Annotated in this window: 18 protein-coding genes, 1 tRNA gene and 1 pseudogene; 12 read left to right on the top strand and 8 right to left on the bottom strand. The window is 73.0% G+C overall.

From position 1 onward, the window contains the following. The first annotated feature begins 43 nt into the window (after positions 1-43). Together rlmB and ACFYZY_RS02025 are read left to right on the top strand one after the other, a co-directional pair. On the top strand, positions 44-1,000 hold the full coding sequence (gene rlmB / locus ACFYZY_RS02030; RefSeq protein ID WP_388688663.1) for a 23S rRNA (guanosine(2251)-2'-O)-methyltransferase RlmB: 957 nt from the start codon (positions 44-46) through the stop codon (positions 998-1,000). A 108-nt stretch (positions 1,001-1,108) separates the two neighbouring features. Next, on the top strand, positions 1,109-2,698 hold the full coding sequence (locus tag ACFYZY_RS02025; protein WP_388688662.1) for a DoxX family membrane protein: 1,590 nt from the start codon (positions 1,109-1,111) through the stop codon (positions 2,696-2,698). A 97-nt stretch (positions 2,699-2,795) separates the two neighbouring features. On the opposite strand, the gene ACFYZY_RS02020 is transcribed toward ACFYZY_RS02025, so the two are convergent. The 3 genes from ACFYZY_RS02020 to ACFYZY_RS02010 all read right to left on the bottom strand — a co-directional run bounded on the left by ACFYZY_RS02020 (position 2,796) and on the right by ACFYZY_RS02010 (position 5,473). Then, positions 2,796-3,512 (bottom strand): NDP-sugar synthase, encoded by a 717-nt coding sequence (locus tag ACFYZY_RS02020; RefSeq protein WP_388688660.1) that lies wholly within the window; start codon positions 3,510-3,512, stop codon positions 2,796-2,798. Positions 3,513-3,735: 223 nt separating this feature from the next. Continuing rightward, a complete protein-coding gene (locus tag ACFYZY_RS02015; protein WP_388688658.1) occupies positions 3,736-4,146 on the bottom strand; it encodes a hypothetical protein in 411 nt (136 codons plus the stop codon). Positions 4,147-4,375: 229 nt separating this feature from the next. Beyond that, a complete protein-coding gene (locus tag ACFYZY_RS02010; RefSeq protein WP_388688657.1) occupies positions 4,376-5,473 on the bottom strand; it encodes an ABC transporter ATP-binding protein in 1,098 nt (365 codons plus the stop codon). A 182-nt stretch (positions 5,474-5,655) separates the two neighbouring features. On the opposite strand from ACFYZY_RS02010, the gene ACFYZY_RS02005 reads away from it, so the two are divergent. The 3 genes from ACFYZY_RS02005 (at position 5,656) to ACFYZY_RS01995 (ending at position 6,566) form a co-directional block, all read left to right on the top strand. Further along, positions 5,656-5,732: transfer RNA gene (locus ACFYZY_RS02005), tRNA-Thr, on the top strand. Positions 5,733-5,874: 142 nt separating this feature from the next. Continuing rightward, positions 5,875-6,213 carry a hypothetical protein gene (locus ACFYZY_RS02000; protein WP_388688655.1) on the top strand — a complete coding sequence of 113 codons (339 nt, stop codon included), beginning with the start codon at positions 5,875-5,877 and terminating at the stop codon, positions 6,211-6,213. Further along, positions 6,210-6,566: a hypothetical protein gene (locus ACFYZY_RS01995; RefSeq protein ID WP_388688653.1), complete on the top strand. Its 357-nt coding sequence runs from the start codon at positions 6,210-6,212 to the stop codon at positions 6,564-6,566. The genes ACFYZY_RS02000 and ACFYZY_RS01995 overlap by 4 nt, the downstream gene beginning before the upstream one ends. Before the next feature lie 360 nt (positions 6,567-6,926). On the opposite strand, the gene ACFYZY_RS01990 is transcribed toward ACFYZY_RS01995, so the two are convergent. Continuing rightward, positions 6,927-7,400, bottom strand: a complete 474-nt coding sequence (locus ACFYZY_RS01990; protein WP_388688652.1) for a hypothetical protein — start codon at positions 7,398-7,400, stop codon at positions 6,927-6,929. Between the two features lie 287 nt (positions 7,401-7,687). Continuing rightward, the gene (locus ACFYZY_RS01985; protein ID WP_388688650.1) at positions 7,688-8,212 is read right to left on the bottom strand and encodes a hypothetical protein; all 525 of its coding nucleotides are present in this window, start codon (positions 8,210-8,212) and stop codon (positions 7,688-7,690) included. 297 nt (positions 8,213-8,509) lie between these two features. On the opposite strand from ACFYZY_RS01985, the gene ACFYZY_RS01980 reads away from it, so the two are divergent. After that, a protein-coding gene (locus ACFYZY_RS01980; protein ID WP_388688792.1) for an IS5 family transposase occupies positions 8,510-9,324 on the top strand; the annotation gives its coding sequence in 2 pieces (ribosomal slippage) (positions 8,510-8,870 and positions 8,870-9,324; 816 coding nt in all). 215 nt (positions 9,325-9,539) lie between these two features. Here the strand turns inward: ACFYZY_RS01980 and ACFYZY_RS01975 are convergent. Further along, positions 9,540-9,845: a hypothetical protein gene (locus tag ACFYZY_RS01975; RefSeq protein WP_388688648.1), complete on the bottom strand. Its 306-nt coding sequence runs from the start codon at positions 9,843-9,845 to the stop codon at positions 9,540-9,542. A 632-nt stretch (positions 9,846-10,477) separates the two neighbouring features. Between ACFYZY_RS01975 and ACFYZY_RS01970 the strand changes: the two genes are divergently transcribed. The 3 genes and pseudogenes from ACFYZY_RS01970 to ACFYZY_RS01960 all read left to right on the top strand — a co-directional run bounded on the left by ACFYZY_RS01970 (position 10,478) and on the right by ACFYZY_RS01960 (position 13,708). Then, positions 10,478-10,942 (top strand): Imm10 family immunity protein, encoded by a 465-nt coding sequence (locus ACFYZY_RS01970; RefSeq protein ID WP_388688647.1) that lies wholly within the window; start codon positions 10,478-10,480, stop codon positions 10,940-10,942. Further along, a pseudogene (locus ACFYZY_RS01965) lies at positions 10,939-11,422 on the top strand (GNAT family N-acetyltransferase); the annotation flags it as partial. The gene ACFYZY_RS01970 and the pseudogene ACFYZY_RS01965, both read left to right, overlap by 4 nt. 165 nt (positions 11,423-11,587) lie before the next feature. Then, positions 11,588-13,708 carry a restriction endonuclease gene (locus ACFYZY_RS01960; protein WP_388688790.1) on the top strand — a complete coding sequence of 707 codons (2,121 nt, stop codon included), beginning with the start codon at positions 11,588-11,590 and terminating at the stop codon, positions 13,706-13,708. Positions 13,709-13,937: 229 nt separating this feature from the next. On the opposite strand, the gene ACFYZY_RS01955 is transcribed toward ACFYZY_RS01960, so the two are convergent. Next, the gene (locus tag ACFYZY_RS01955) at positions 13,938-15,326 is read right to left on the bottom strand and encodes an NAD(P)/FAD-dependent oxidoreductase (RefSeq protein WP_388688645.1); all 1,389 of its coding nucleotides are present in this window, start codon (positions 15,324-15,326) and stop codon (positions 13,938-13,940) included. Between the two features lie 111 nt (positions 15,327-15,437). Here ACFYZY_RS01955 and ACFYZY_RS01950 point away from each other — a divergent pair, with 111 nt between their 5' ends. The 3 genes from ACFYZY_RS01950 to ACFYZY_RS01940 all read left to right on the top strand — a co-directional run bounded on the left by ACFYZY_RS01950 (position 15,438) and on the right by ACFYZY_RS01940 (position 21,255). Next, positions 15,438-16,340, top strand: coding sequence for an aminoglycoside phosphotransferase family protein (locus ACFYZY_RS01950; RefSeq protein ID WP_388688789.1), 903 nt, complete (start codon positions 15,438-15,440; stop codon positions 16,338-16,340). A 214-nt stretch (positions 16,341-16,554) separates the two neighbouring features. Then, a complete protein-coding gene (locus ACFYZY_RS01945; RefSeq protein WP_388688643.1) occupies positions 16,555-19,872 on the top strand; it encodes a right-handed parallel beta-helix repeat-containing protein in 3,318 nt (1,105 codons plus the stop codon). Between the two features lie 198 nt (positions 19,873-20,070). Then, on the top strand, positions 20,071-21,255 hold the full coding sequence (locus ACFYZY_RS01940) for a S8 family serine peptidase (RefSeq protein WP_388688641.1): 1,185 nt from the start codon (positions 20,071-20,073) through the stop codon (positions 21,253-21,255). 151 nt (positions 21,256-21,406) lie between these two features. Here the strand turns inward: ACFYZY_RS01940 and eccCa are convergent, their stop codons facing one another. After that, positions 21,407-25,525 (bottom strand): type VII secretion protein EccCa, encoded by a 4,119-nt coding sequence (gene eccCa, locus ACFYZY_RS01935; protein ID WP_388688640.1) that lies wholly within the window; start codon positions 25,523-25,525, stop codon positions 21,407-21,409. Positions 25,526-25,747: the final 222 nt, after the last annotated feature.

Below are 25,747 nucleotides of genomic sequence, written 5' to 3'. Positions count from 1 at the left end.
TCACTTACAGACTTCGTACGTCAGCAGAGGAAATCGGGTAGTCATGGCCGGGAACAGCCAGCGCAGGAACCGTCGCACGTCGAACAAGAAGGGTGCGACGGTCGGCAGCGGTGGCCAGCGGCGCAAGGGCCTCGAAGGCAAGGGCCCGACCCCCAAGGCCGAGAACCGCAAGGGCCACAAGGCGTACCGCGTCTCCAACGCGATGGCCCGGCAGGCGGCCAAGCGCAAGCCCGTCGCCCGGCGCGGCGGCAAGGGCCTGTCCGAGATGGTCGTCGGCCGCAACCCGGTCTTCGAGGCCCTGCGCGACGGCGTGCCCGCCACGACCCTGTACGTCCAGCAGTTCATCGACAACGACGAGCGCGTGCGCGAGGCCCTGAACCTCGCCACCGGCCGCGGCAACATCCACATCATGGAGGCGCCGCGCCCCGAGCTCGACCGGATGACGAACGGCCTCAACCACCAGGGCCTCGTCCTCCAGGTCCCGCCGTACGAGTACGCGCACCCCGAGGACCTGGCCGCGGCCGCCTTCGACGACCACGAGGACCCGCTGATCGTCGCCCTCGACGGCGTCACCGACCCGCGCAACCTCGGCGCCGTCGTCCGTTCCGTCTCCGCCTTCGGCGGCCACGGCGTCGTCGTCCCCGAGCGGCGCGCGGCGGGCATGACCGCCGGCGCCTGGAAGACCTCGGCCGGCACCGCCGCCCGCACCCCGGTCGCCCGCGCCACCAACCTGACGCGCTGCCTGGAGGCGTACCAGAAGGCCGGTCTCACCGTCGTCGGCCTCGCCGCCGACGGCGACCACGAGGTGCACGAGCTGGAGGCGCTGTCCGGCCCGGTCGTCATCGTGGTCGGCTCCGAGGGCAAGGGCCTCTCCCGGCTCGTCGGAGAGACCTGCGACTTCCTCGTCCGCATCCCGATGCCGGGCGGCGCCGAGTCGCTCAACGCCGGTGTCGCCGCCGGTGTCGTGCTGTACGAGGCGGCCCGCCGCCGCATGGGCTGACACCGGCCCGCGGCCCCGCCGCACCCCCGGCCCCGGCGTCGACCTTGACGGGTCTCGGACATTTGCGAGCCGTCAAGGCAGTGTCCTAAACCCGGATCACTCGGTTAGATGAGTGTGGACACCAGAACGCCCCGGCCGGGGTTCGACGATCAGCCCGCGCTGAGCATGGTCAAGGTGGATTCCGATCCCGCCCAGGTGATCGTGAACCACGCCAGCTTCCGTGTGCGGCTCGCGCCGGCCCCGCGACCGAAGTTCGCCGCCGGCTCCCGCGCCGCGGCCCTGTCCGGCGCGGGCGGCCCGCGCCGGCGCCCCGTCGTGTGGACCGGAAAGTCCTCCCCGGGCGCGACCGGCCTCCTCCAGGCCGTGCGCGAGTCCTCCGTCGCCACGCTCGAACCGCTCGGCGGACCCGGCGCCCCCGCCGGGCACGGCGGGTTCGACGCGGTCGCCACCCAGGGCATCCCGCGCGTCGGCGACACCGTGCCCACCCCCGTGGTGCCCGCCGGGACCGCGCCGCTGCTGCCGCCGATGCGCCGCGCCGAGGGCGCCTACGACGAGCTGTACGAGCCGCGGTCCGAGCCCGGCCCCGAGCCGTACGAGGACTCCGCGCCGCGCGGCCGGGCCGACCGGCGGAGCGGACAGGACTCCGTCCGGCACGCCTACTACCCCGGGCGCCGGATGAACCTCGGCGTCGTCCTCCTCCCGCTCCGCGTCTTCCTCGGCCTCATCTCGGTCTACGCGGGCATGGGCAAGCTCTGCGACCCCGTCTACTTCGACGGCGGCGAGCGCGGCTCCATGGTGAAGTTGCTCAACTCCCTCCACCCCTGGCCCCTCGCCGAACCCCTCCGTGACTTCGCCCTCCAGCACCCCGTCGGCGCCGGTCTCACCGTCGCCTTCCTCCAGGTCGTCGTCGGCGTCCTGACCGTCCTCGGCCTCTGGCAGCGCGTCGCCGCGGTCGGCGGCGCCCTGCTCTCCGCCGCGCTGCTCCTCACCGTCAGCTGGAAGAGCGTCCCGGCCTACGACTCCGCCGACATCATCTTCCTCGCCGCCTGGTCCCCGCTGCTCATCGCCGGCGCCCCGGTCTACTCCGTCGACAGCCGTCTCGCCGGAGAGGCGTGGCGGACCCTCGGGCCCCGCGCCGACCTCCTCGACCTCCGCCGTCGCGTCCTGCGCCGCGGAACGCTCCTCGCCTCCGTCGTCGTCGGCCTCACCCTCCTCGTCGGCTCCGTCCTCGGCGGCGCGGTCCGCTCCACCGACATGGTCACCGTCCCCGGGCCCGACAACGACCCGGTCAACCACCTCCCCGGCCGCCCGCTCCCCGAGGAGCCGCGCCGCCGGGCCCCCTCCACGACCGGGACCGCGCCCGCCGCGCCCCGGCCGACGGCGACCACCGGGGCCCCGGCGAAGAGCGAGCGGACCCGGAAGCCGACGGCCCGCCCCACCGAGCCGGCCCGGGGGTCCACCCGGACCCGGGAGCAGCGCCCGACCGCCACGCAGGGCGCCGGCACCGGCGACCGCCGGCCCGCGCGGACGAACCCGGAGCCCCCGCCGACCACCAGCGACACCCCGTCCGGTTCCGGCACCACGTCGAGCGGCGGCACCACCACCGGCTCGACCGGCGGTACGACCGGCACCCCGTCGGAGAGCGGCCCGACGAGCGGCGGTGGCGCCAAGAACCCGATCGGCGGCCTGCTGGGCTGAGGCCGCGCCCGTACGGGCGGGTGGTCCGTACGGACGGATGACGGAGGGGCGGCACCGCGCAACGCGGTGCCGCCCCTCCGTCACGCGGTGCGCGGGTTCAGGCCCTCTGGGCGGCCAGTTCCTTGGCGGCCTCGGTGAGGTCCTTGGCGGTGTCGATGGCCCGCCAGTACGCCCCCTGCGGGAGGGGGAAGCCGGCCAGGCGCCGTTCGCGGGCGAGGCGGGGGAAGGTGGTCCGCTCGTGGTCGCCGAGGGCGGGCAGCAGCTCGGTGAAGGCGGCGGAGAAGACGTAGACGCCGGCGTTGATGAGGAACGGCGACGGCGGCGCCTCGACGAAGTCGGTGATGTGCCCGAAGGTGTCGGTCTCGACGGCGCCCCACGGGATGCGGGGGCGGGCCAGGGCGAGGGTGGCGAGGGCGTCGCGCTCGGCGTGGAAGGCGGCCATCTCGCGCAGCGAGAAGCGGGTCCAGATGTCGCCGTTGGTGGCGTACCAGGGCTGGTCCGGGGCGGGCAGGTGCCCGGCGGCGTACTTCAGGCCGCCGCCGCGTCCCAGGGGTTCGGTCTCGACGACCGTCGTCACCCTGAGGGGGAGGTCGGCGCCGGCCAGCCACTCCTGCAGCACTTCGGCGAGGTGGCCGCAGGAGACGACGGCGTCGGTCACGCCCTCGGCGGCCAGCCAGGAAAGCTGATGGCCGATGATCGGGGTCCCGGTGCCCGGGATCTCGACCATCGGCTTGGGGCGGTCGTCGGTGTAGGGGCGCAGCCGCGAACCCTGGCCGCCCGCCAGGACCACGGCCTGCGTCGGAGAGATGTGCATACGGCGAACGATAGGCGCCCGGCGCGGGGGGACGGCGCGGCCGTGCCCTGCGGGGCGCGTGACGGCCCCGCCCGGTGAGTGCGGCGCCGCCCGGAGGGCGCGGCCCCGCCGTACGGGTGTGCCGGCCGTGACCGGTGGCGTACGCGCCGGTGCCGTCGCGGGAGCGCCGGGTGTGCCGTACGCGGGCGCGCCCCGGGCGGGACGCGGGTGTGCCGTACGGGGATCAGCTCGCGCGCATCACGCCGGCCGCGTACGAGGTGTCGCAGACCGGGCGGGAGAAGGACTGGGCGCGCGCGGGGCCGTAGTGCTCGACGGCGGCGCGGCCGAGGGCGCGGGCGATGGAGAAGCAGTGCCGGGCGAGGGAGGGCCGGTTCTCCACCTCGCGCTGGAGGTGGGTGAGGGCGGTGCCGGGGTCCTTCTCCCGGAGCTCCACGACGAGCCTGTCGCGGAGGACGTCCTGGGGAGCGCGGGACTCGGCAGGGGCGGAGACGTTCTTGGCGGATGCCGTCAGCTGGGTCGCGGCACCCTGGCCGGCCCACGGAACGGCGGACACCGCGAGCGTTCCCGAGAGCACCAGGACGACGGGCAGGACGAGGGCGAGGGAGCGGCCGATTCGGCGGGCAGTGTGCGTCACGCGGACGAGCGTAGCCGCCGGTAGCGGCGCGGCGACATTCCGTCACTCGCGCGGGGGACGGTTCGAGGGAGCTTTTCGAATCCCGTGTTGACGACCGGGGCGGTACGGGCCCCGAACGCCGGGGTTCTCCTCCGTAAACCACCCGGGGGGCGCGGATGGCCGAACGGCCCCGCGTCCGGGAGGGACGCGGGGCCGTTCGCGGCGTGCCGGGGCGAGCGGCGTGCCGGGGTCAGTTCTTGAGGCGCTCGCCCGTGGAGGACGAGAACACGTGCAGCTCGTCGGCGCGCGGGACGACGTGCAGCGTGGAGCCCTTGGCGGGGACGTCACGGCCGCCGACGCGGACGACCAGGTCCTTGTCCTCGCCGCCGACGCGGGTGGAGCCGTACACGAAGCCGTCCGAGCCCAGCTCCTCGACGACGTTGACGGTGACGGCGAGGCCCTCCTTGCTCGCCGGGCCCGAGATGTCGAAGTGCTCGGGGCGGACGCCGACCGTCACCGTGGTGTCGCCCTTGGCGGAGGCCGCGGCGATCGCCTCGCGGGAGACCGGGACGACGCTGTTGCCGAACTTCACGCCGCCGTCGGCGATCGGGACCTCGACGAGGTTCATGGCGGGGGAGCCGATGAAGCCGGCGACGAAGAGGTTGGCGGGCTTGTCGTACATGTTGCGCGGGGAGTCGACCTGCTGGAGCAGACCGTCCTTGAGGACGGCGACGCGGTCGCCCATGGTGAGCGCCTCGGTCTGGTCGTGGGTGACGTAGACCGTGGTGATGCCCAGGCGGCGCTGGAGGCTCGCGATCTGGGTGCGGGTCGAGACGCGGAGCTTGGCGTCGAGGTTCGACAGCGGCTCGTCCATGAGGAAGACCTGCGGCTCGCGCACGATGGCGCGGCCCATGGCGACGCGCTGGCGCTGGCCGCCGGAGAGCGCCTTCGGCTTGCGGTCGAGGTACTCGGTGAGGTCGAGCATCTTCGCGGCCTCTTCGACCTTCGCCCGGATCTCGGCCTTGTTCACGCCGGCGATCTTGAGCGCGAAGCCCATGTTGTCGCCGACGGTCATGTGCGGGTAGAGCGCGTAGTTCTGGAACACCATGGCGATGTCCCGGTCCTTGGGCGGCAGGTGCGTGACGTCGCGGTCACCGATGCGGATGGAGCCGGCGTTGACGTCCTCGAGACCCGCGAGCATGCGCAGGGAGGTCGACTTGCCGCAGCCCGAGGGGCCGACGAGGACGAGGAACTCGCCGTCGGCGATCTGGATGTCGAGCTGGTCGACGGAGGGCTTGGTGGCGCCGGGGTAGATCCGGGTCGCCTTGTCGAACGTGACGGAAGCCATGGTGATGTGCCCCTTCACCGGCAGGAACGTGCCGGACGATCCGAGTAAAGGAAGGATTGAGGTCTAGTCCACCTGGGTGAACCGCAAGTGACGCTACCCGGCGCGGGGGGATCTGTCAGCACTCCCCGGCCCATGAGATTCCCGGTCGTCGCCGGGCGGTCTTTGGATACACTGCACGGGCTGCCTCCTTAGCTCAGCTGGCCAGAGCACCGCTCTTGTAAAGCGGGGGTCGTCGGTTCGAACCCGACAGGGGGCTCCAGGTAGGAAACGCGAAGGCCCCCGACCGATCTTGGTCGGGGGCCTTCGACATCCACGGGTGACATCAACGGCGGCGGACGGCCGCGAGCGCGCGGAGCGAAATGTGGGTGCCCGCTCTCAGGCCCGGCAGGCAGGATCACGTCATGTCGACCGACGTCAGTGGAATGATCGAGTGCCGCCCCGGGGCCCGGCTGCGGGGTCTGGACCATGAGGGCGCAGTCTGGGAAGTGGACATCGATCTCTTCCCGCTGAACAGGGGCAACGCCTACGACGGTATCGTGGCGCTTGTCTTCCGCTGCAAGCCGTCCGGCGGCGAGGAACGAACCTCCACGGAGTCGACCGTGGTCGAGTGGCTCACCCCGGAGGAGAACACCGCCCGCATGACCGAGGTGTACGGGGTCCGCCTCCTCGACGCCCTGGACGACAAGGGCTCCCACGTCCGCAGCCACGACGGCCGGCACCTGCTGGAGAAGACCGCGTGACGAAGACGAAGCCGCCGACTGAGTTCGAGAACGTCTACGACTTCCTGGACCAAGTCCGCCTGCGCCCCGGCATGTGGGTCCCTGGTAGCTCCCTGGCGCACTTGGACTCCGTGCTCCTGGGCTACCGGGTGGCCATGGCGGTGCACGATGCCGAAGAGGACTTCCCCTTCTGGGCTCCTGGTGGGGACACCCCTTTCGACACCTGGCTCAATGAGCGCAACGGCCGCCCGAGCGCACTGCGTTGGTCAACACAGATCGAGCGCGAAGCCGAGACCACCGGCGCCCCGGCCATCGAGCTGTTCTTCACTCTGCTCGACCAGTTCCGAGCCGAGCAGCAGCGGTCGGCGGGGTAAGAGTTTCCCTACTTCATCAAGGCGGCTCGCTCCGCTCGCCGCGCGCGGCCCGGCCCCCGGCCGGGCCTGCGCTCTTGCCTCCGTCCCGCTCCAGTCTGGCCGGCGCCCGTGCCGCCCGCATTGCAAGCAGTCGCCTGAGGCCAGGGAAGGGGTACATCGTGGCCGGGACGGTCGGCTCCACGGCTTTACGGAGCCACTTTGGCGCGAGCCTCGAAGATCATGGCCCCAACGTCGTGCTTTACCGGGCAGGTCCACAGACTGCCCGACGCGCCGCAAGCTTACGGGGCCATGATCACTCGCGCCAAAGCAGCGCTACCCCAAAGCCGCTCCACCGACCTTGTGCGATACGCGCTTGCGCCGTTATACGGGCCTGACTAGAACTTCTGCTTGGACTACACCCGGCGGAAGTAGGCGAACCGTAAACCCATCTTTTTCGTAATCAATCAGACTTTCCTTATGGGCCGGACGGAGAACATCTCTCCTGAAGCGCGCGACATTGGGATGCTCAAGCCATTTAACGAGATCAGCCTCCCGCACTGGACCATTTTCACTCAGAAGTAGAAGGAGCATTTTTTGCTTCCAGGTCAACCCAAGACTCAGGACCCTTTTCCTGCTTCCTTCGGCCCATACTTGAGGAACTTCGCGCTCTACCAGGTTCTCAACCAGCGCGGACGCCTGTTCGACAGTGAGCTCGTGGAAAACTCTCACGAGTTCAGCCATGAGCCACTTGCTCATGTAAAGGACTGCTGTCGCATCCATGAGATTCGGATCGATGTCCCCACCAGCGTGGCCAACACCGCGATTGTTTCGAATCTCGTAGAGCGCCAAGAGCATACGAGGAATCTGAACCTTGACTGACCGCGGTACAGAGGAAGGCCTCTGCTCAAGCTCACGACAAGCGCGAACCATGTCGCGAGGTTTGGATGAACGCTCCAGATACTGACCGTCAGCGTATCCCGTGATGGCAGTATAGATTCCTTCGCAGAGCTTTCCTCCATTCAACTCCGCAGGCTCCCACCGATGCTCTCGATAGTTGCTAACGATCCGATTGAAGGCATTAACGATGTCGTCCCGCAGTCCGTCCGGTAGAGACGCAAGGGCTTCGCCAGGTGTCACGTTCCTCAGCTCGCAATCAAACCCTGGACGTAAACCAATCCTTCATGTGTGAGCTTGTACAGCTTGCGCGCCTGGCGAGAGTTCCCAGTCTTTCGCAGTTGAATTACTCGGGCAGGCTTCTTGTTTTGATTGCTCTTGAGAGAGTCCGTGACATTCTTTAGAGCGTGCCCAAGGTTCTTCAGCTCCTTGTTCAGGTTGGCTGACTGGAAGGAGGGGTCCCCCTGAATCGCCTGGAACCAATATCCCGCTACGAGAGCCCTGTCGACATCGGTCTTGGGAGCTGCGGCGTGGAACAGCTCGGCGAAGTGCTCAAACTTTGGGGCCTCGGCAGAGATCTCCTCGTCACTAACTTCGTCGGCCTCCTCTTCAGCCTCGCTCGCGCCCTTGACTCCGTTTCCAGCAGCTGGGCTGCTGAGCGCTACGCCATAGCGCTCAGCAGCCCAGCGCAGCACCCTCCCCTGGGCGTCCTCTTCAAGATCATGAAGAGCGCCAGCAATCGCGGACATTGCACCGATCTCCGGGTCGCTCATCTGTTCCCCTCCCAGTACGTGCACCTGCGGTGCGCCCATCGTCACCGCGCAGGAGTTGTGCGGTGATCGGAATGCTAGTAGCACGCACTCGACCAGGCCGTAGCGATTACCGAACCGCCCGTTGATCAAATACGGTCAACTAGCCCTGCCTGCGCCCCTTGACGCACGGCAAAGCCTTTTAGGATGCACCTAGGTCCCACGCTGCGCAATGAGAACACATTTGCGATTCTTTGCCCAAGGGGACATTGCAACCGGAATCTTTAGACGTCGTTTCCTTTGGCGGTTCGTCTCGTTGTGCTGGGCATGACGAGCCTTGCTGAGCGGTTGGTGCCGGATGAGTTGTGGGAGTTGTTCCGCAGGGTGGTGCCCGAAACGGTGGTGAGACGCCCGCAAGGAGGCGGCCGTCGACGGGCCGGGGATCGTGAGTGTCTGGCCGCGATCGTGTTCGTGGCCACGTCGGGGTGCACGTGGCGGCAGGTGCCACCGCTGTTCGGGCCGGCCTGGCCGACGGTCTACCGGAGGTTCGCCCGCTGGAGCAAGGACAGGGTCTGGGCCCGTCTGCACCGGGTCGTCCTGGACGAGCTCGGTGCCCGCGGAGAGCTGGACTGGTCGCGTTTCGCTATCGACTCGGTGAGTGTCCGGGCCCTCAAAGGGGGCTTTTGACCGGACCGAATCCGACCGATCGAGGCAAGAAGGGATCGAAGATCCACCTCGTCACCGACCGGTCCGGTCTGCCGGTCGCGGTTGTCATCTCCGCGGCCAACACCCATGACAGTCTCGCTCTGCAGCCGCTCGTCGCGTCGATACCGCCGATCCGCAGCCGCCGCGGTCCCCGCCGCAGGCGGCCCGACAAGCTCCACGGGGACAAGGGCTACGACTACCCTCACCTGCGGCGTTGGCTCCGTGACCGGGGCATTACACCTCGGATCGCTCGTCGAGGGGTCGAGACATCACAGCGGCTGGGACGCCATCGATGGGTCATCGAACGGACCATGTCCTGGTTGGCCGGCTGTCGCCGGCCCCACCGCCGCTACGAGCGCAAGCCCGAACACTTCCTCGCCTTCACCGCCATCGCCACCAGCCTCATCAACTACCGCCGACTCACCAAGTGAAACGAGGTCTTACAAGACCCAGGGCGAGAAGTAACCCTGATAGCTGTAGAGCCTCGCCAACCACTCGTTGCAGGTACCGGCCTTCTTGACCACGCCTCAGCCCGAGCGTGGCCTATTTGTGGACCGATCGGTGACAGGTGAAGGCATCCGGCGCTCTGACCTGCTGATACGCGAGCGGCGCATGCAGCCTCCGGAGCCGTTTGCCAGAGGAGCCCTTAGTCCTGAATCGGCATGTCCGGGCGGGTGAACACAAAGAGCATGTACGCAACGGCCGCTGCCGTACCCACCGACGAGAGCGCCAGGCCGGTCAGAGGCTGCGTACGACTGACGCCCTGCCGCGAGGCGGCGCGGTATTCGACGGCGCCCAGGGCGATGCCCGTGAGGCCGAGCGGCAGGGCCAGGGCCCAGACCAGCATCCAGAACGGGCAGCAGAACCAGAACGCGACGGAAGCCGCACCGGAAACGACGGAACGGCTCATCCGCCCGGATCTGTCGCCGGCCGGGTCATCGGGGTGGGTCATGCTCTGATCAAAGCATCGGGGCGGGGAGGCTCGGCAGCCGACCTGACGATCACCGTGCCCTTCCCGGGTTTCGCCCCTGTGGAGGGGCGTGGCGGTGGCCGTGGCCTCGTACGGCGGGGGCGTCCACCGGACCGGTTCACCCGCGGCGGGTGCCAGTGGGGGCGGGTCCTGTGTGGTCCGGGAATTCTTCGCGGGCGTGACGAGCGGAGGTTTCTTGCCCCCCCCCCCGGTGGTCCGGTAACCGGTCGGTGGCGGCCGACACCGTTCAAGTCGGTCTTCCCGACAAGGTCGGCGACAAGTGGCGGGGCGGCCGGTGCCCGGCGCGACGCCCTCCTTCAGCGATCTGCCGTTCGTCCCCGAGGGGTTCGGGAGCGGCCCGGACGCCGGCGGGTGGAGGAGCGAGGGGGCCGACCGCTCTCCCGGCGGTCAGCCGGGGTGGTGGGCCGGGCTCGGGGCGAGGTTCCTCGCCGACACCACGAGAGAGGGGTGGTGGAACGTCGTCGGATTCGGCGGTCCGGGCGTGTACGTGGTCCGGAACCTCCACCGCCGTTTCCGGACCCGATGACCCCCGGAGGACCGACAGCCGGCCGCCCACCCGGCCGGCTGTCGGTCCTCGGTGCTGGAATGTACGGATGACCTACAGGTTCACGGCCTCGGCCGCATGCGGATTCGACGATCCGGAAACGGACGACTGCCTGATGGCGGGGGTGGCGGAGTCGGACGACGAGGGAGGCTTCTCGCTCACGTTCATGTGCGACTTCGACGAGCCCGACGCACAGGAAGTGTCCCTGGGCATGGACACGCACTGCCTCGTCACCGCCGGCCGGGGCACTGCCTACGGCTGCGTGCGCGAGGTACGACTGGATGGCGACGTCCTGCGGGTGACCCTGGACCCCGGGTCGCTGGACGACCTCGGACTGACCGACCCCGTCGTCGAGGCGCTGCTTAGTGCACCGGAGGAGGATCTGGCCCGCATGCGCGAGGTCCTGCCGCGCATCCTCCGGTACGGACGCCCGGGGGCTCGTCCCGCGTGCGCCGGCCTCCGGGACGGGCGGACCAGCGCCCCGGCCGGCCCGACGGGACCGGCCGTCGCGTGACCGGCCCCGTCCGGGTGGTGCCGCTCACCGCCGCGCACGCCGACGAGGTGATCGCGATCTACCGGGCGGGCATCGACGGGGGCGACGCCTCCTTCGAGACCACCGCCCCCCACCTGGGAGGAGTTCGACGCGGCCAGACGGCCCGGACACCGCTTCGCCGCCGTCGACGCGGCCGGCCGCGTCCTCGGCCGGGTCGCCGCGACCGGGGTGTCCGACCGGTGCGCGTACGAGGGCGTCGTCGAGCACGCGGTGTACGTGCGCTCCGACGCCCGGGGCCGGGGCGTCGCCTCCGCCCTCCTGGAGGCGCTGATCGGGTCGACCGAGGCGGCGGGGATCCGGACGATCCAGTCCGGCATCTTCCCGGAGAACGCCGCCGGCCTCGCCGTCCGTGAACGGGCCGGCTTCCGGGGCGTCGGCACGCGCGAGGGCGTCGGCCGCCGGCGCGACACCGTCCCCGTCGAACGCTGCGGCCCCCGCGTCGTCCGACGCCGGCCGGGGTCGGCGAGCCGGACCGGGACCGGGCCCCCGCCGGTCTTTCCGGTCCCGTGTGTGAACTTTCTGTGTGCAAGCGTGCTGTCGTCCGGGACACTTGGGGGTCACGGGGGTGTACGCGTCGGGTGGGGTGTTCGTGGGAGGGGTACGCGCATGGGGCGGCGTTCCGGGGGGTTGATCGGGGTCTGGGCCGAGCAGCAGCGGGTGGCCCAGCGGCAACGGGAGGGGCAGCAGGAGGCGGTGTTGCGGCGGCGGCTGGACGCCGAGCGGCAGCAGCGGGCGTACGAGCGGGACCTGTCCCGGATGCGGCGGGAGCAGCGGGCCGCGTACCGGCAGCACCGGGACGCCGACGCCCTGCGGAAGACGCGGGAGCTGGACGAGCGCGTCGCCGTGCTCGAAGGGCTGCTCGCGGCGGGGTGCCGGGCGCCGGCGTTCGGCGTGGAGTCGCTGCGGAGGCCCGAGGAGGTCGCGCCGTTCGCGCCCGGCCCCCTGGGGGAGCCCGTGGCCCTGCCCGACCAGCGGCACTACCAGGGGCGCGACGGCCGCGCGCGGTTCGAGCGGGACTGGTACGCGGCCCAGGCCGCCGAGGCGCGGCGCCTGGAGATGCTGGCCGCGTACCGGAGGCAGTACGAGGAGTGGGCGGCCGCGCGGATCGCGGAGATCCGGGCGTACAACAGCGGGGTCGCCGGGACCGCCGCCGCCCTGTCGGCCGGTGAGCCCGAGACCGTCGTCGACTACTTCTCCGCCGTGCTCTTCGCCTCCACCGCCTGGCCCGACGGGTTCCCGCGCGAGGTGTCCGCCGCGTACGACCGGGCCGGGCGCGGGTTCGTCCTGGACTGGGACCTGCCCGGGTACGAGGTCGTGCCCGGGGCGAAGGGCGTCAAGTACCTGCCCGGCACCGACCAGGAGCGGGAGGTGCCCCGGCCCGTCACGCAGCGGCGGGCGCTGTACCGGAACGTGCTCGCGCAGAGCGTGCTGCTGGCCGTGCGGGAGCTGTTCGCCGCCGACCGCTTCGGGGCCCTGGAGACCGTCGCGCTCAACGGGTACGTGGGCGGGGTCGATCCGGCCACCGGGCTCGCCTCCCGGGTGTGCGTGGCCTCCGTGGTGGTGGGGCGGCAGGACTTCGAACGGCTCAACCTGGAGCTGGTCGCCGCCGTGGACTGCCTGACCGGGGGCCTCGCCGGGCGGCTCTCCGCCCGGCCGGACGAGCGGGTGGCCGTCGTGCCGCTGCGCACCCCCGACCAGGTCGGGTCCGACATCGTGGTGCAGGGGGACGGGGAGGAGCCCGACCTGCTCTCCATGGACCCGATCGCCTTCGAGGGGCTCGTCGCCGAACTCTTCCGGGCCCGCGGTCTCCAGGCGGTCACCACCCGGCGCTCCAACGACGGCGGGGTCGACGTCGAGGCCCTCGACCCCGACCCCATCAGCGGTGGTTCGATCCTCGTCCAGGTGAAGCGGTACCGGAACACCGTGCCGCCGTCCGCCGTGCGCGACCTCTACGGGACCGTGCAGGGCGCCGGGGCCAACAAGGGCGTCCTCGTCACCACGTCCCGGTTCGGCCCCGGCTCGTACACCTTCGCCAACGGCAAGCCGCTGACCCTGATCCCGGGGAACGACCTGGTCGACCTGCTGCACCAGCACGGGCTGCGGGGGCGGCTGGGCGGCGGCCCGGCGGAGACCGCCCCCGCCACCGCACCGGTCCCCGGCGCCGCCTCCGCCCCGGAGGACGCGCCGACGGCCGCTCCGGCGTCCGGGCGGGCCGGTGCCGCCGGCTCCGCCGATCCCTCCGACGACTTCAACCTCCTCGGCATGGTCTGGTCGGGCTCCGTCGCCCTCGACGTCTGCGCGCTGGTCTGCTCGGGCAACCGGGTCCTCGGCGACGAGTGGTTCGTCTTCTACAACAACCCCTCCACGCCGGACGGTTCGGTCGCCATGGTGCCCGCCGCCCCCGGCGACCGCGCCGCCGTCCGCGTCGGCTTCGACGCCCTCCCCGCGCGGGCCGACCGGCTGGTCCTCGTCGCGGCCGTCGACCCCGAGGTCAACCCGGACGCCGACCTCGGCGGGTTCACGGAGGCCGGCATCCGGCTCCGCGACGACTCCGGCACGGAACTCGACCGCCTGGAGGTCTCCGAGGGGCGGGCCGGCGAGACCGCGCTCGTCCTCGGGTCGTTCCGGCGGCGGGCGGGCGGCGACTGGGACTTCGTGCTCGGCGGGAAGGGGTACGGGAACGGACTCGGAGAGCTGGTCGGGGACTTCGGCATCGAGGTGGAGTGAGACCGGGGCGGTGCCGGGGCCGACCCGGCCCGCCGCCGGGTGAACGGTGCCGGGCCCCGGTCCGTCCCACTGCCGGGTGAACGGTGCCGGGCCCCGGTCCGTCCCACTGCCGGGTGAACGGTGCCGGGACCCGGCCCGTCCCGGCGCCGGACGGGCCGGGGCGGATCGGGGACCCGGTCCGCCCCGCCACCGGACGGGCCGGCCCCGTCCCCTCCGGCCCCGTCCCGGGCTACCTCCCGCTCAGCCTGTTCGCCAGGACCGCCACCCGGTCCGTCCGGACCGAACGTCCCGCCGCCTCCCGCCGGTCCGCGCCCCGGAAGGCCGCGTACATGGACCGGACGCCGAGCCAGCGCAACGGTTCCGGCTCCCACTTGCGGACCTTGTGGTTGACCCAGGGGAGGGTCGTGAGGTCGGTCGGGCCCGACTGGCCCGAGTCCTCCCTGATCAGGTCGCGCAGGGTGCGGGCGGCGAGGTTGGCGGTGGCGACGCCCGATCCGACGTAACCGCCCGCCCAGCCCAGGCCGGTGGAGCGGTCGAGGGTGACGGTGGCGCACCAGTCGCGGGGGACGCCGAGCACGCCGGACCAGGCGTGTTCCACCCGTACCCCCGCGAGCTGCGGGAAGAAGCGGACCAGGACCTCGCGCAGGTCCTCGATCGTCCGGGGCCGTGTGCGGCCGTCGTTGTCGGTCTTCGAGCCGAAGCGGTACGGGACGCCCCGGCCGCCGAGCGCGATGCGGCCGTCGGCGGTGCGCTGGGCGTACACGTAGGCGTGCGCCATGTCGCCCAGGGTCTCGCGGCCCTCCCAGCCGACGGACTCCCACTGGGCCTCGGTGAGGGGTTCGGTGGCGATCATCGAGGAGTTCATGGGGAGCCAGGCGCGACGCTGTCCCGCGAGGGAGGCGGTGAAGCCCTCGGTGCAGCGCAGGACGTACGGGGCGCGGACGGTGCCGTACGGGGTGACCGCGTGCTTCGGCCTGATCTCCGTGACGGGGGTCGACTCGTGGATCGTGACGCCGAGCGCCTCGACCGCCGCCGCGAGGCCCCTGACCAGCTTCACCGGGTGGAGGCGGGCGCCGTGCGGGGTCCAGGTGGAACCGACGGCGCCGGTGACCCGTATGCGCTCGGCGGTCTCGCGGGCCCCGTACAGCGCGCGGTCGGTCTCGCCGAAGGCGGCCTCGGCGGCGTGGAACTCCTTGAGCCGGGCGAGCTGGGCGGGGGAGAGGGCGACTTCGAGGACGCCGCCCCGGTGCACGTCGGCGTCGATCCCCTCCCGCGCGCAGACGTCGACGACCTCGGTGACGGTGGCGTTCATGGCCTGCTGGAGGCGGACGGCGGCGTCGTGGCCGTGGAGCTTCGCGTAGCGGTCGCGTCCGGCGATGCCGTTGTAGAGCCAGCCGCCGTTGCGTCCGGAGGCGCCGTACCCGCAGAACCTCGCCTCCAGGACGGTGATGTTGAGGAAGGGGACGGCCTTCTTCAGGTAGTAGGCGGTCCACAGGCCGGTGTACCCGCCGCCCACGACGCAGACGTCGGCGGTGGTGTCGCCGGGGAGCGGTTCGCGGGGGGCCGGGGCGCCCTCCCGCGCGTACCAGAAGGAGATTCCGCCGTTGACCGTGCTCATGTGTACCCCTGGGTTCCGGATGCGTGGGCGGGACGTTACCCCGGGCCCGCGGGACGGGGATACGGATGTTCCGACGGGGTTTTCGGGACGGGACCCGGCAGGGTGTCCAGAATTGGAGGCGTGGTGCACGTACCGGAGGCGTTCGCGCGTTCGCAGGAGAAGTACCACGGCGGGGCGGGGCGGGCGTTCGTCGCCGGACTCCCGGGGCTCGCCCGGGAGTTCCTCGACCGGTGGGGGCTGCGGGTCACCGGGCCGCCGATGCACGGGGTGGCCTCGCTGGTCCTCCCGGTGGAGCGGCGCGCGGACGGCGTGCCCGCCGCCCTCAAGATGCAGATCCCCGACGAGGAGACCGGGGGCGAACCGGTCGGACTGCGCGTCTGGGACGGGGCGGGCGCCGTGTGGCTCCTCGACCACGACCCGGCGACCGGGACCATGCTCCTGGAACGCCTGGACGAGACCCGGCCGCTGTCGGCCCTCGCGGACGCCCGGGAGGCGGTGGGGGTCGTCGCGGGCCTCCTCGCCCGGCTCACGGCCGTCCCCGCGCCGCCCGGCCTGCGGACGCTCGGGGGCATCGCGGCCGGGATGCTCGCGGAGGTGCCCGGGGCCGCCGCCCGGCTCGGCCCGGGGGACGCGGCGGTCCTGCGGGACTGCGCGGCGGCGGTGCGGGAGGTGGCGGGCGAACCGGGCGACCGGCTGCTCCACTGGGACCTGCACCCGGGGAACGTCCTGGCGGCCGGGCGCGAGCCGTGGCTGGCGATCGACCCCAAGCCGCTCGCGGGCGACCCCGGCTTCGACCTCCTCCCGGCGCTAGTGGACCGCTTCGACCCCGACCCGGACGAGGTGCTGTGGCGGTTCGACCTCCTCGCCGAGGTCGTCGGCGACCGGCGGCGCGCGGTGGCGTGGACGCTGGGCCGGGTGCTGCAGAACGGGCTGTGGGACGTCGAGGACGGCGAACCGTCCCTGGCCGCCGAGCAGGTCGCGGTCGCGCGGATCCTGCGGGAGCGGCGGGCCTGAGGGCGCTCCCGCAGGATCCGGAGCGCGGATGGCGTCCGGTCCCGGGTTCCCGCCCGGCGGGTCCGGGGCCGGCCCTCCGGAGCGTTCCGGTGGACCGGGGGCGCTGGCGGCCCGTACGTTCCGGCAGGCATGATGGGCACACCAGTTCCACACGTCCCGGAGCGATCGGACGCCGCACGGCGGCGCGACATCGGGGCGCCCGGGAGGTCAGAACGTGTCACGCCAGGTGCTCACCGTCGCGCAGGACGGTACGGGCGACTGCCGCACCATCTCAGAAGCCCTTCGGACGGCCCGTACCGGAGCCTTGATCAGCATCGCCCCGGGCCGCTACGAGGAGAGCCTCACCCTCGCCACCTCCCTGACCCTCACCACCACGGAGGGCCGGGGCACCGTGGAGCTGGCTCCCCGGCGCGGCTCCGCCCTGACCCTGGCCTGCGACTCCGCGATGGTCAACTCGCTGGTGCTGCGCGGCCACGACGACGAGCTGCCGGTGGTCGACGTCCCGAGCGGACAGCTCCTCCTCGACCGGTGCGACGTGTACGGGTCCTCCTGGGCCGCCCTGTTCGCCCGCGGCTCCGGCTCGCTGGCCGTCCGCCAGTGCCGGATCGAGAACCCCAAGGGCGCGGGCGTGGTGTCCACCTCCGCGGAGGAGAGCCTCCTGGAGGAGTGCGTCGTCGAGCACCTGGGCACCTCCGCCGTGGTCGCCGGCGAGCAGGGCCGGATCTCGGTGCGGGCCGGGCGGCTCCGGGACGCCCGCGGCAACGGCGTCCTCGCCAACGGGCGCGCGCAGGTGCGCGTGGAGGAGTGCGAGATCTCCGCCGCCGACAAGCCGGGCATCGCCGCCGAGGAGGAGAGCGGCGTCACCGTGGTGCGCACCACCGTCTCGGACTCGGTGGTGGGAGTCTTCATGAACACCACGGGCGTGACCTCCCTGGAGGACGTGACCGTGCGGAACACCACCGGGCACGGCTTCGTCGTCGGCTCCGGGTCCTCCCCCGACCTGCGCCGCTGCCGTACCGAACGGACCGCCGGACACGGGCTGTTCGTGACGGAGCGCGGCCGGGGCCGGTTCGAGGACTGCGTGTTCGCCCACGCCCGGGACGCCGCGGTCCGCGTGACCGACTTCTCGTCCCCCGTCCTCGTCGGGACCACCGTCCGGGACCCGGAGCGGACCGGCGTGCTCCTGGAGGAGAACTCCGTCGCCGAGATCGACGGCTTGGAGGTCACCGGCAGCGGCGGCCCCGGCGTCCTGGTCCGCACGAGCGCCAACCCGCTGCTGCGCCGGGTCACCGTCTCCCGCGCGGCCGGGCACGGCGTGGAGGTCCTCGCCGACGGCCGCGGACGCCTGGAGGAGTGCCTGGTCGAGGAGTGCGAGGGCGCGGCCGTGCACGTCTCCGGCCACGGCAGCCTGTACGTCGGCCAGGGCAGGCTGCGGGCCGCGAAGGGTTCCGGCGTGCTGGTCGGCGCCCTCGGCGCGGTGACCCTCCGCGACACCGAGGTGGACGACTGCGGGGACGCGGGCCTGCTCGTCGAGGAGCAGGGCGACCTCACGGCGGCCCGCTCGCGGGTGCGGGACTCCGGCGGGCACGGCGTGCTGGTGGCGGCGGGCGCCCGCGCGTCGCTCAACGCCTGCGAGGTGACCGGCTCGGGCGCCGACGGCGTACGGGTGGAGGGCTCCGACCCGGTCTCGGTGATCAACTGCGTGCTGCGGGACAACAAGGGCAGCGGGCTGCGCCAGTCCGTGGCCGGCGACCGGGTCGCCGTGGAGCAGCTGACGAGCGCCGGGAACGGCGCCCCGGACGCCTGGGGCAGCGCCGCCGACGCCGAGGCGGCGGGCGACGGGCGGCTGCCCGGCGGGGCCGTCGTGGCGGCGGCCGACACGGCCGGGGAGAGCGGCGCCGTGGCGGAACTCCAGTCCCTGATCGGCCTGGACGACGTCAAGGACCAGGTCCTGACGCTGATCAACCTGAACCGGATGGCGCAGCGCCGGGCCGGCCTCGGCATGCCGGCGCCCCCGATGAGCCGCCACCTGGTCTTCGCGGGCCCGCCCGGCACCGGCAAGACGACGGTGGCCCGTCTCTACGGGTCGATCCTCGCCTCCCTGGGCGTGCTGCGCTCGGGCCACCTGGTGGAGGTCTCCCGGGCCGACCTGGTCGCGCAGATCGTCGGCGGCACGGCGATCAAGACGACCGAGACCTTCACGAAGGCGCTCGGCGGCGTGCTGTTCATCGACGAGGCGTACACGCTGCTCTCCGACTCCTCCGGTTCCGGTGCCGACTTCGGCCGCGAGGCCATCGACACCCTGGTGAAGCTGATGGAGGACCACCGCGAGGACGTCGTGGTGGTGGCGGCCGGCTATCCGAAGGAGATGACGGACTTCCTCGCCTCCAACCCCGGTCTGGCCTCGCGTTTCACCCGCAGCGTGGAGTTCTCCGACTACACGTCGGCGGAGCTGGTCACCATCGTGGAGCGGATGTGCTCGGCGCACCGCTACGAGCTGGACGGCGACGCCCGGACCGCGCTGCACACCCACTTCGAGCGGATGCCCCGCGACGCCGGGTTCGGCAACGGCCGCACCGCCCGGAAGGTCTTCGAGGAGATGGTGGACCGGCAGGCGTCCCGGCTCGCCGCGCGCGGCGACGTCGGCGAGCACGACCTGGCCCTGCTGACGGCGGAGGACGTCGGGCTGCCGCCGGCCGCCGCGGCCGGGGACGACGGGGACCCGCTGCTGCGGCTGGACGCGCTGACCGGCCTGGCGGCGGTCAAGCGCGAGGTGAGCGACCTCGTCAACCTGCTCGCGACGGCCCGCCGCCGGGCGGCGGCGGGGCTCCCCGCCCCCCGGATCAGCAACCACCTGGTCTTCGCGGGCCCGCCCGGCACCGGCAAGACGACGGTGGCCCGCCTCTACGGCGAGCTGCTCGCCTCCCTCGGCGTGCTCCCGCGCGGCCAGCTGGTGGAGGTGGCCCGCGCGGACCTCGTCGGCCGGTACGTCGGCCACACCGCGCAGCTGACCAAGGAGGTCTTCCAGCGGGCGCTCGGCGGCGTGCTGTTCGTGGACGAGGCGTACACGCTGACGCCCCACGGCTCCGCGGGCTCCTCCGACTTCGGCCAGGAGGCGGTGGACACGCTCCTGAAGCTGATGGAGGACCACCGCGACGAGGTGGTGGTGATCGTGGCCGGCTACACGGAGGAGATGGACCGCTTCCTCGACTCCAACCCCGGCCTGGCGTCCCGCTTCACCCGGCACATCGAGTTCCCGAACTACTCCTCCGACGAGCTGGTCACCATCGTGCGCCGGCACGCGGTGGAGAACGGGTACGAGTGCGCCCCGGGCACGGCGTCGGCGCTGCTGGCCCACTTCGAGGCGCTCCCCCGCGGCCGCACCTTCGGCAACGCCCGTCTGGCGCGCCAGACGCTGGAGGCCATGATGACCCGGCAGGCCCGCCGGCTCAGCGCCGTGGCCGCGCCCAGCCTGGACGACCTGCGGTTGCTGCTGCCGGAGGACCTGCGGGAGGACCTTCGGGAGGGCTGAGCCGTGGCGGGCACCGGGCCCGCACCGGCCCGGCACCCGCCCCCGCCTTTCCGGAACCCCCGCCCCGCCCCCGCCTTCCCGGAACCCCCGCCCCGCCCGACGGCCCCGGCACGGCCCCGCCCGCCCCGGAGCCCCCGCTCCCCGCCCGAAGACCCCAGCTCAGCCCCGCCCCACCGGCGGGCCGAACCGAGGACAGCCATGCGCCGCCGTATCCGTCCGCTGCTGTGCGCCGCCCTGATCGCCGCGCTCGTCGGCCCCGCGCCCCTCGCGGGGGCCGCGGACGGCGGCACCGCGCTGCCCGGCGTGCCCGAACGGCTCGCCCCCGACCAGCCCTGCACGACGCTGCGGGGCACGGTCACGGCGGCCGCCCCCTGGACGCGCGGCGTCCTCGGGCTCGACCAGGTCTGGCGGCTCTCCCGCGGACGCGGGGTGACCGTCGCGGTCGTCGGCACCGGCGTGAGCGGCGACCCGGCCGTCCTCAGGGGCCGGGTGCGGGCCCTCGGCCCCGCGGGCCGGGACTGCGTGGGCCGGGGGACCTTCCAGGCCGGTCTGGTCGCCGGGGCGGCCCTGCCCGGCCAGGGCTTCTCGGGGGTGGCCCCCGATGCCCTGGTCCTGGCCGTGCGCGGCACCGGGGAGCGCGGCGAGCCCGATCCCGCCCGGCTGGCCGCCGGGGTGCGGGAGGCCGCGGCCGCCGGGGCGGACGTCATCACGGTGGCGGCGCCCCTGGACGGCTCCGATCCGCGGGTGCGCGCGGCGATGGACGCGGCGCGCGCGCACGACGCCCTCGTCGTCGTACCGGCGGCGGCCGACAGCGTCCCGCAGGGCACGGCCACGCCGCAGCCCGCCCCGGCGGCCCCGCCGGAGGCCCTCGCCGTGCTCGACACCGGGCCGCAGGGGGTCCGTCCGGACGCCGCGCCGCCCTTCCGGCACGCGGACCTGTCCGCGCCCGGCGGCGCGCTGATGGGACCGGGCCCGGTGGGCGACGGCAAGTGGACCGCGTCGGGGGCGTCCTTCGCCGCGGCGTTCACGGCGGGCGCGGCGGCCCTGGTGCGGTCGTACCATCCCGGGCTGAACGCCGCCGAGGTGCGCGCGCGGCTCCTCCGCGGGGCGTACCCGGGGGACCTGCCCGCCCTCGACCCGTACGGGGCGGTCTCCGGGGTCGCCCCCGGCGCCGCCCCGGCGGTGGCGCCCCCGCCCCCGGCGCCGCTCCGTCTGCCGGATCCCCCGGACACGGCGGGGGCCCGTTCGACCGCCTACCTGGTGGTGGCGGGTGCGGGAGGGACGATCGCGCTGGTCGGTCTCCTCGCGGTCGTCCTGCCCCGGGGCCGGGCACGCCGCTGGCGTCCGGGCCGCCTGGACGCGACGGGCCGCCCGCTGGACTGAGGCGGCCCCGGTCCTCTCACCCCTCCGCCGGCTTCTCCCCGGTCTACCCGATCTCTCCGGTCTACCCGGTCCACCCGGTCTTCCCGATCTCTCCGGCCTCCCCGATCTCCCCGATCTCCCCGATCTCCCCGGTCTCCCCGGTCTCCCCGGTCTACCCGGCCTCCTCGTTCTCCTCGGGGTCCGGCAGCGCGAGGTGGACCAGGCGGGTCTTGCGGCGGACGACGCTCTGGGCGCGGCCCGGCGGCAGGATGCGCGGTTTGATGCCGTCGAGGAGGTAGCCCTCCGACGGCGGGCAGGAGAGCAGCAGCGCCGAGGAGTTGACCTCGCCCAGCTTGTGGACGAGCGGGTCGGACCGGCCCGCTCCCGTGGAGGCGCGGGCCACGACGAAGTGCAGGCCGATCTCGTAGCCGAGCGGCAGGTGGGGCAGCAGCGAGTCGAACGGCCCGTCGAAGGGCGAGCCCACCATCTCGTAGTCGTCCACGAGGACGAAGAGGCGCGGTCCGTTCCACCAGTCGGCGCGGCGCATCCGGGCGGGGGTGATGTCCTCGCCGGGGAGCCGAGAGGTCATCGCGCGGGCGACGCCGTCGACGTACTCCCGCAGCGGGTCGGCGGAGATCGCGTGCCCGAGCCGGTACTCCTCCGGGATCGCCCCGACCAGTTCGCGGCGGTAGTCGGCGATGAGGAAGCTGGCCCGGTCCGGGCCGTGCGTCTGCATGATCCGCTGGGCGATCATGCGCAGCGCGGCGGTCTTGCCGCTCTCGGTGTCACCGATGATGTAGAGGTGCGGGCTCTGGGCGAAGTCGTGCCATACCGGGGCGAGTTCCGTCTCGTCCAGACCGATGGAGATCCGCAGCGGGCTCTCCGACACGGGGAGTTCGGCGAGGGCGAGCCGGGTGGGGAGCATCCGTACGGCCGGAGCGGGCGGGGCGTCCCAGCTCTCGGCGACGGCCTCGACGAGGTCCGCGACCGCCTCCGCCAGGTCCTCCGACCGTTCCTGGCCGTCGATGCGGGGGAGGGCGGTGAGGAAGTGCAGCTTGTCGGGGCTGAGGCCCCGGCCGGGCGAGACGGGCACGGTGCCGGCCTTGCGGACGTCCACGTCGGAGTCCATGGGGTCGCCCATGCGGAGTTCGAGACGGGTGCCGATCTGGTCGCGGAGGGCGGAGGAGAGTTCCACCCAGCGGGCGGTGGAGATCACCAGGTGGACGCCGTAGTTGAGGCCCCGGGTGGCGATCTCGCCGAAGACGGCGATGTCGTCGAAGAAGTCGCTGCGGACCGTGGACCAGCCGTCCACCACGAGGAAGACGTCCCCGAAGGGCTGGTCGGCGAACTCGCCCGCCGCGCGCCTCTTGCGGTAGGCGGTCATCGAGTCGATGCCCTGTTCCTGGAAGAACAGCTCGCGCCGGTTGAGCAGCGACAGGATCTCCGCGAAGGTGCGGGCGATCCGCTCCCGGTCGAGCCGGCCGGCGACCCCGCCGACGTGCGGAAGGCCGGCGAGGGCGCCGAGCGCGCCACCGCCGAAGTCCATGCAGTAGAACTGCACTTCGCGCGGGGAGTGGGTGAGGGCGAGGGAGCAGATCAGGGTGCGCAGCAGCGTGCTCTTGCCGCTCTGCGGGCCGCCGGCGACGGCGAAGTGCCCGCCGGCGCCGGAGAGGTCGACGGTGAGGAGGTCCCGGACCTGCTCGAAGGGCCGGTCCACGAGGCCGACGGGGACCCGGAGCCGCCCCCGGTCGGCGAAGCCGGCCGTGGTCAGGCCGAGGTCGGGGTCCGGGGTCAGCGGCGGGAGCAGGGCGTCGAGGCTGGGTGCCCGGTCCAGCGGCGGCAGCCACACCTGGTGGGCGGGCGGCCCGCTGTCGCGGAGCCGGCCGAGGGCGAGGGCGAGCAGGCTCTCCTCGGTGTCCGGCTCGGTCTCGGGCTCCGGGTCGGGGGCGGCGGGGAGGGTGTGCGGCACGATCCACTCGGTGCCCCAGGACACGACCTGGCGGGCGATCTGCTCGCGGCGGACGGTGCGCCGGGGCGCCTTGTACGGGCCGGACACGTAGGCGGCGCGGAAGCGCGTCAGCGCCTCGACGCCGCTCTTGAGGTAGCCGCTGCCGGGCTGCGAGGGAAGGTGGTAGGCGTCGGGCACGCCGAGCACGCCCCGGCTCTCGATGGCCGAGAAGGTGCGCAGGCCGATGCGGTACGAGAGGTGTCCCTCCAGCGCGCTCATCCTGCCCTCCTCCAGCCGCTGGGAGGCGAGCAGCAGGTGAACGCCGAGTGACCGCCCGAGGCGGCCGATCATCACGAAAAGCTCCATGAAATCGCGGTGCGCGGCGAGCAGTTCGCTGAACTCGTCGACGACCACGAAGAGGCTCGGCAGCGGGGCCAGCGGCGTGCCGGCGGCGCGGGCGCGCTCGTACTCCAGCACCGAGGCGTAGTTGCCGGCCTTGCGCAGCAGCTCCTGGCGGCGGATCAGCTCGCCGTGCAGGGCGTCCTGCATGCGGGCGACCAGCGCGACCTCGTCGGCGAGGTTGGTGATGACGGCGGAGGTGTGGGGCAGTTCGTCCATGCCGAGGAAGGTCGCGCCGCCCTTGAAGTCGACGAGGACGAAGTTGAGCGTCTCGGAGGAGTGGGTGAGGGCCAGGCCGAGGACGAGGGTGCGCAGCAGCTCGCTCTTGCCGGAGCCGGTGGCGCCGATCAGCATGCCGTGCGGGCCCATGCCGCCCTGCGCCGACTCCTTGATGTCGAGTTCGACGGGGGTGCCGTCCTCGCCGACCGCGATGGGCACCCGCAGTCGTCCGCGCCCTTCGACGGGGTGCTTCCAGAGCCGGTCGGGCTCGTGTTTCCGCAGGTCGGTTATGCCGAGGAGGCTGGTGAGGTCGGTGTCGGTGACGAAGGGCTCGGAGGCGGTGACGCCACCGCCGAGCCGGTACGGGGAGAGGCGGGCGGCCAGGGCGCGGGCGGCGGCGGGGCCGAGGGCGTCCGGCCGCCCGAGGAAGGTGGCCTGCTCCTTGCGCTCGCGGTCGGTGCGGACGAGGTGCAGCCCCGCTCCGTCGAGGCGGAGGCGCAGGGTGGCCCGGGCGGGCTTCCAGGGCAGCGCCCCGCCGAGGTCGACCAGGACGGTGTTGCGGTAGCCGGGGCCGGTGACCCGGTGGCCGGGGGGCACGGTGCCGCCGTCCACCACCACGAGGACGAAGGGTTCGTCGCGGCTGGGCGGGGTCTCGGGGTCGAAGGGGGGCCGCTGGGTGAAGTCCGCTCCGAGCAGCTCCTCCAGGGACGGGAAGTCGGCCGCGGCGAGCCGGGCCTGGCCCGCGCCGTCGCGCTGGTAGCCGTGCTGGGCGTGGGGGAGCCATTTCAGCCACTCCCAGTCGGCCCGGCGTTCGTCGCTGACGCAGAGCGCGACGTTGAGCTCCTCGGGGGCGTGGAAGGCGGCCAGCTGGGCGACGAGGGCCCGCAGCAGGGCCCGCGACCGCTCGCCCTCCCCGCCGGAACCGGCCCTTCCACCGGCCTGCGCGCCCGTGCCGTCCGTACCGGAACCGCCGTCGGCCGCCGCCCCCGGTCCCGTGCCGTCCGTACCGGAACCGCCGTCGGCCGCCGCCCCCGGTCCCGTGCCGTCCGTACCGGACCCGGCGCCCTCCTCCCGGACCAGCACCCGCGACCAGGCGCGCAGGTAGAGCGCGATGGGCTGGTCGGGCACGGTGCCGTACGCGCGGATGAAGCTGCGCAGGGCGTGCGCGGCGAGGGGTTCGAGGTCCTCGACGGGCTTGGTGGCGAGGGGCGCGAGCCGTACGGCGAGCTTCTGGTCCCCGACCGCGACCCGCACCTCCGCGAAGTCGTCGTCGGCGGGGCGGCGTTCCCACTGGCGGCTGGTGCCGGTCAGCGCCCACAGGGCGGAGGGGTCCGGATGGCGCCAGGACAGGGCCTTCTGCTGCTCCCCGACCGTGACCCGGATGCGACGGCGCATCTGGGTCAGGTAGCGCAGGTAGTCGCGGCGCTCGCCCTTGAGCTTGCGCTTGCGCTCGCCGGCCGTCCGGATCAGCTGGGCGAGGACCATCGCCACGGACGAGACCAGCATGAGCCCGATGGCGACGTAGCTGAAGGCGTTGGCCTGGCCGGGGCGCAGGAACATCATGAGCATCGCCAGCGAGGTGAGCCCCATCGGCAGGTACGTCCACATCGCGGACGTGTTCGGCTCCGCCTCCGGCAGCGTCGGCGGCTCCTGGAGCGCGAGTTCGCCGTCGGGCATGTCGGGACCGCGCCGCCGCGCGGGCCTGCGGAAGAGGACGGTGCTCACGCTGGGTGTCTCCTCGGGCTGATCGCGTCCGGGACGGGTCCCGGTGCCGCGTCCGGGCCCGGTGGTCGGCCCGGGTCCGGCGGTGGGGTTCCGGCCGGGCGGCCCGTCCGGGGCCGGGCACGGCCCGGTTCCGGCGGTCCGCCGGGACCGGTGGCGTACGAGGTTCTCCGTCGCCCCGGGCCGCACGGAGGCGCACGGGAAGGGGGCGCGGTACAGGCGTCA

Origin of the sequence: Streptomyces sp. NPDC001744, assembly GCF_042892575.1 — a bacterium.
Classification (GTDB): domain Bacteria; phylum Actinomycetota; class Actinomycetes; order Streptomycetales; family Streptomycetaceae; genus Streptomyces.
This window is presented reverse-complemented; position numbering and strand designations above follow the sequence as displayed.

What these genes read in the sequence shown, in the direction of transcription:
- rlmB (WP_388688663.1), top strand. Translation starts at nt 44, where the DNA reads ATGGCCGGGAACAGCCAGCGCAGGAACCGTCGCACGTCGAACAAGAAG.
- ACFYZY_RS02025 (WP_388688662.1), top strand. Translation starts at nt 1,109, where the DNA reads ATGAGTGTGGACACCAGAACGCCCCGGCCGGGGTTCGACGATCAGCCC.
- ACFYZY_RS02020 (WP_388688660.1), bottom strand. Translation starts at nt 3,512, where the DNA reads ATGCACATCTCTCCGACGCAGGCCGTGGTCCTGGCGGGCGGCCAGGGT.
- ACFYZY_RS02010 (WP_388688657.1), bottom strand. Translation starts at nt 5,473, where the DNA reads ATGGCTTCCGTCACGTTCGACAAGGCGACCCGGATCTACCCCGGCGCC.
- ACFYZY_RS02000 (WP_388688655.1), top strand. Translation starts at nt 5,875, where the DNA reads ATGTCGACCGACGTCAGTGGAATGATCGAGTGCCGCCCCGGGGCCCGG.
- ACFYZY_RS01990 (WP_388688652.1), bottom strand. Translation starts at nt 7,400, where the DNA reads ATGCTCTTGGCGCTCTACGAGATTCGAAACAATCGCGGTGTTGGCCAC.
- ACFYZY_RS01985 (WP_388688650.1), bottom strand. Translation starts at nt 8,212, where the DNA reads ATGAGCGACCCGGAGATCGGTGCAATGTCCGCGATTGCTGGCGCTCTT.
- ACFYZY_RS01975 (WP_388688648.1), bottom strand. Translation starts at nt 9,845, where the DNA reads ATGACCCACCCCGATGACCCGGCCGGCGACAGATCCGGGCGGATGAGC.
- ACFYZY_RS01970 (WP_388688647.1), top strand. Translation starts at nt 10,478, where the DNA reads ATGACCTACAGGTTCACGGCCTCGGCCGCATGCGGATTCGACGATCCG.
- ACFYZY_RS01960 (WP_388688790.1), top strand. Translation starts at nt 11,588, where the DNA reads ATGGGGCGGCGTTCCGGGGGGTTGATCGGGGTCTGGGCCGAGCAGCAG.
- ACFYZY_RS01955 (WP_388688645.1), bottom strand. Translation starts at nt 15,326, where the DNA reads ATGAGCACGGTCAACGGCGGAATCTCCTTCTGGTACGCGCGGGAGGGC.
- ACFYZY_RS01940 (WP_388688641.1), top strand. Translation starts at nt 20,071, where the DNA reads ATGCGCCGCCGTATCCGTCCGCTGCTGTGCGCCGCCCTGATCGCCGCG.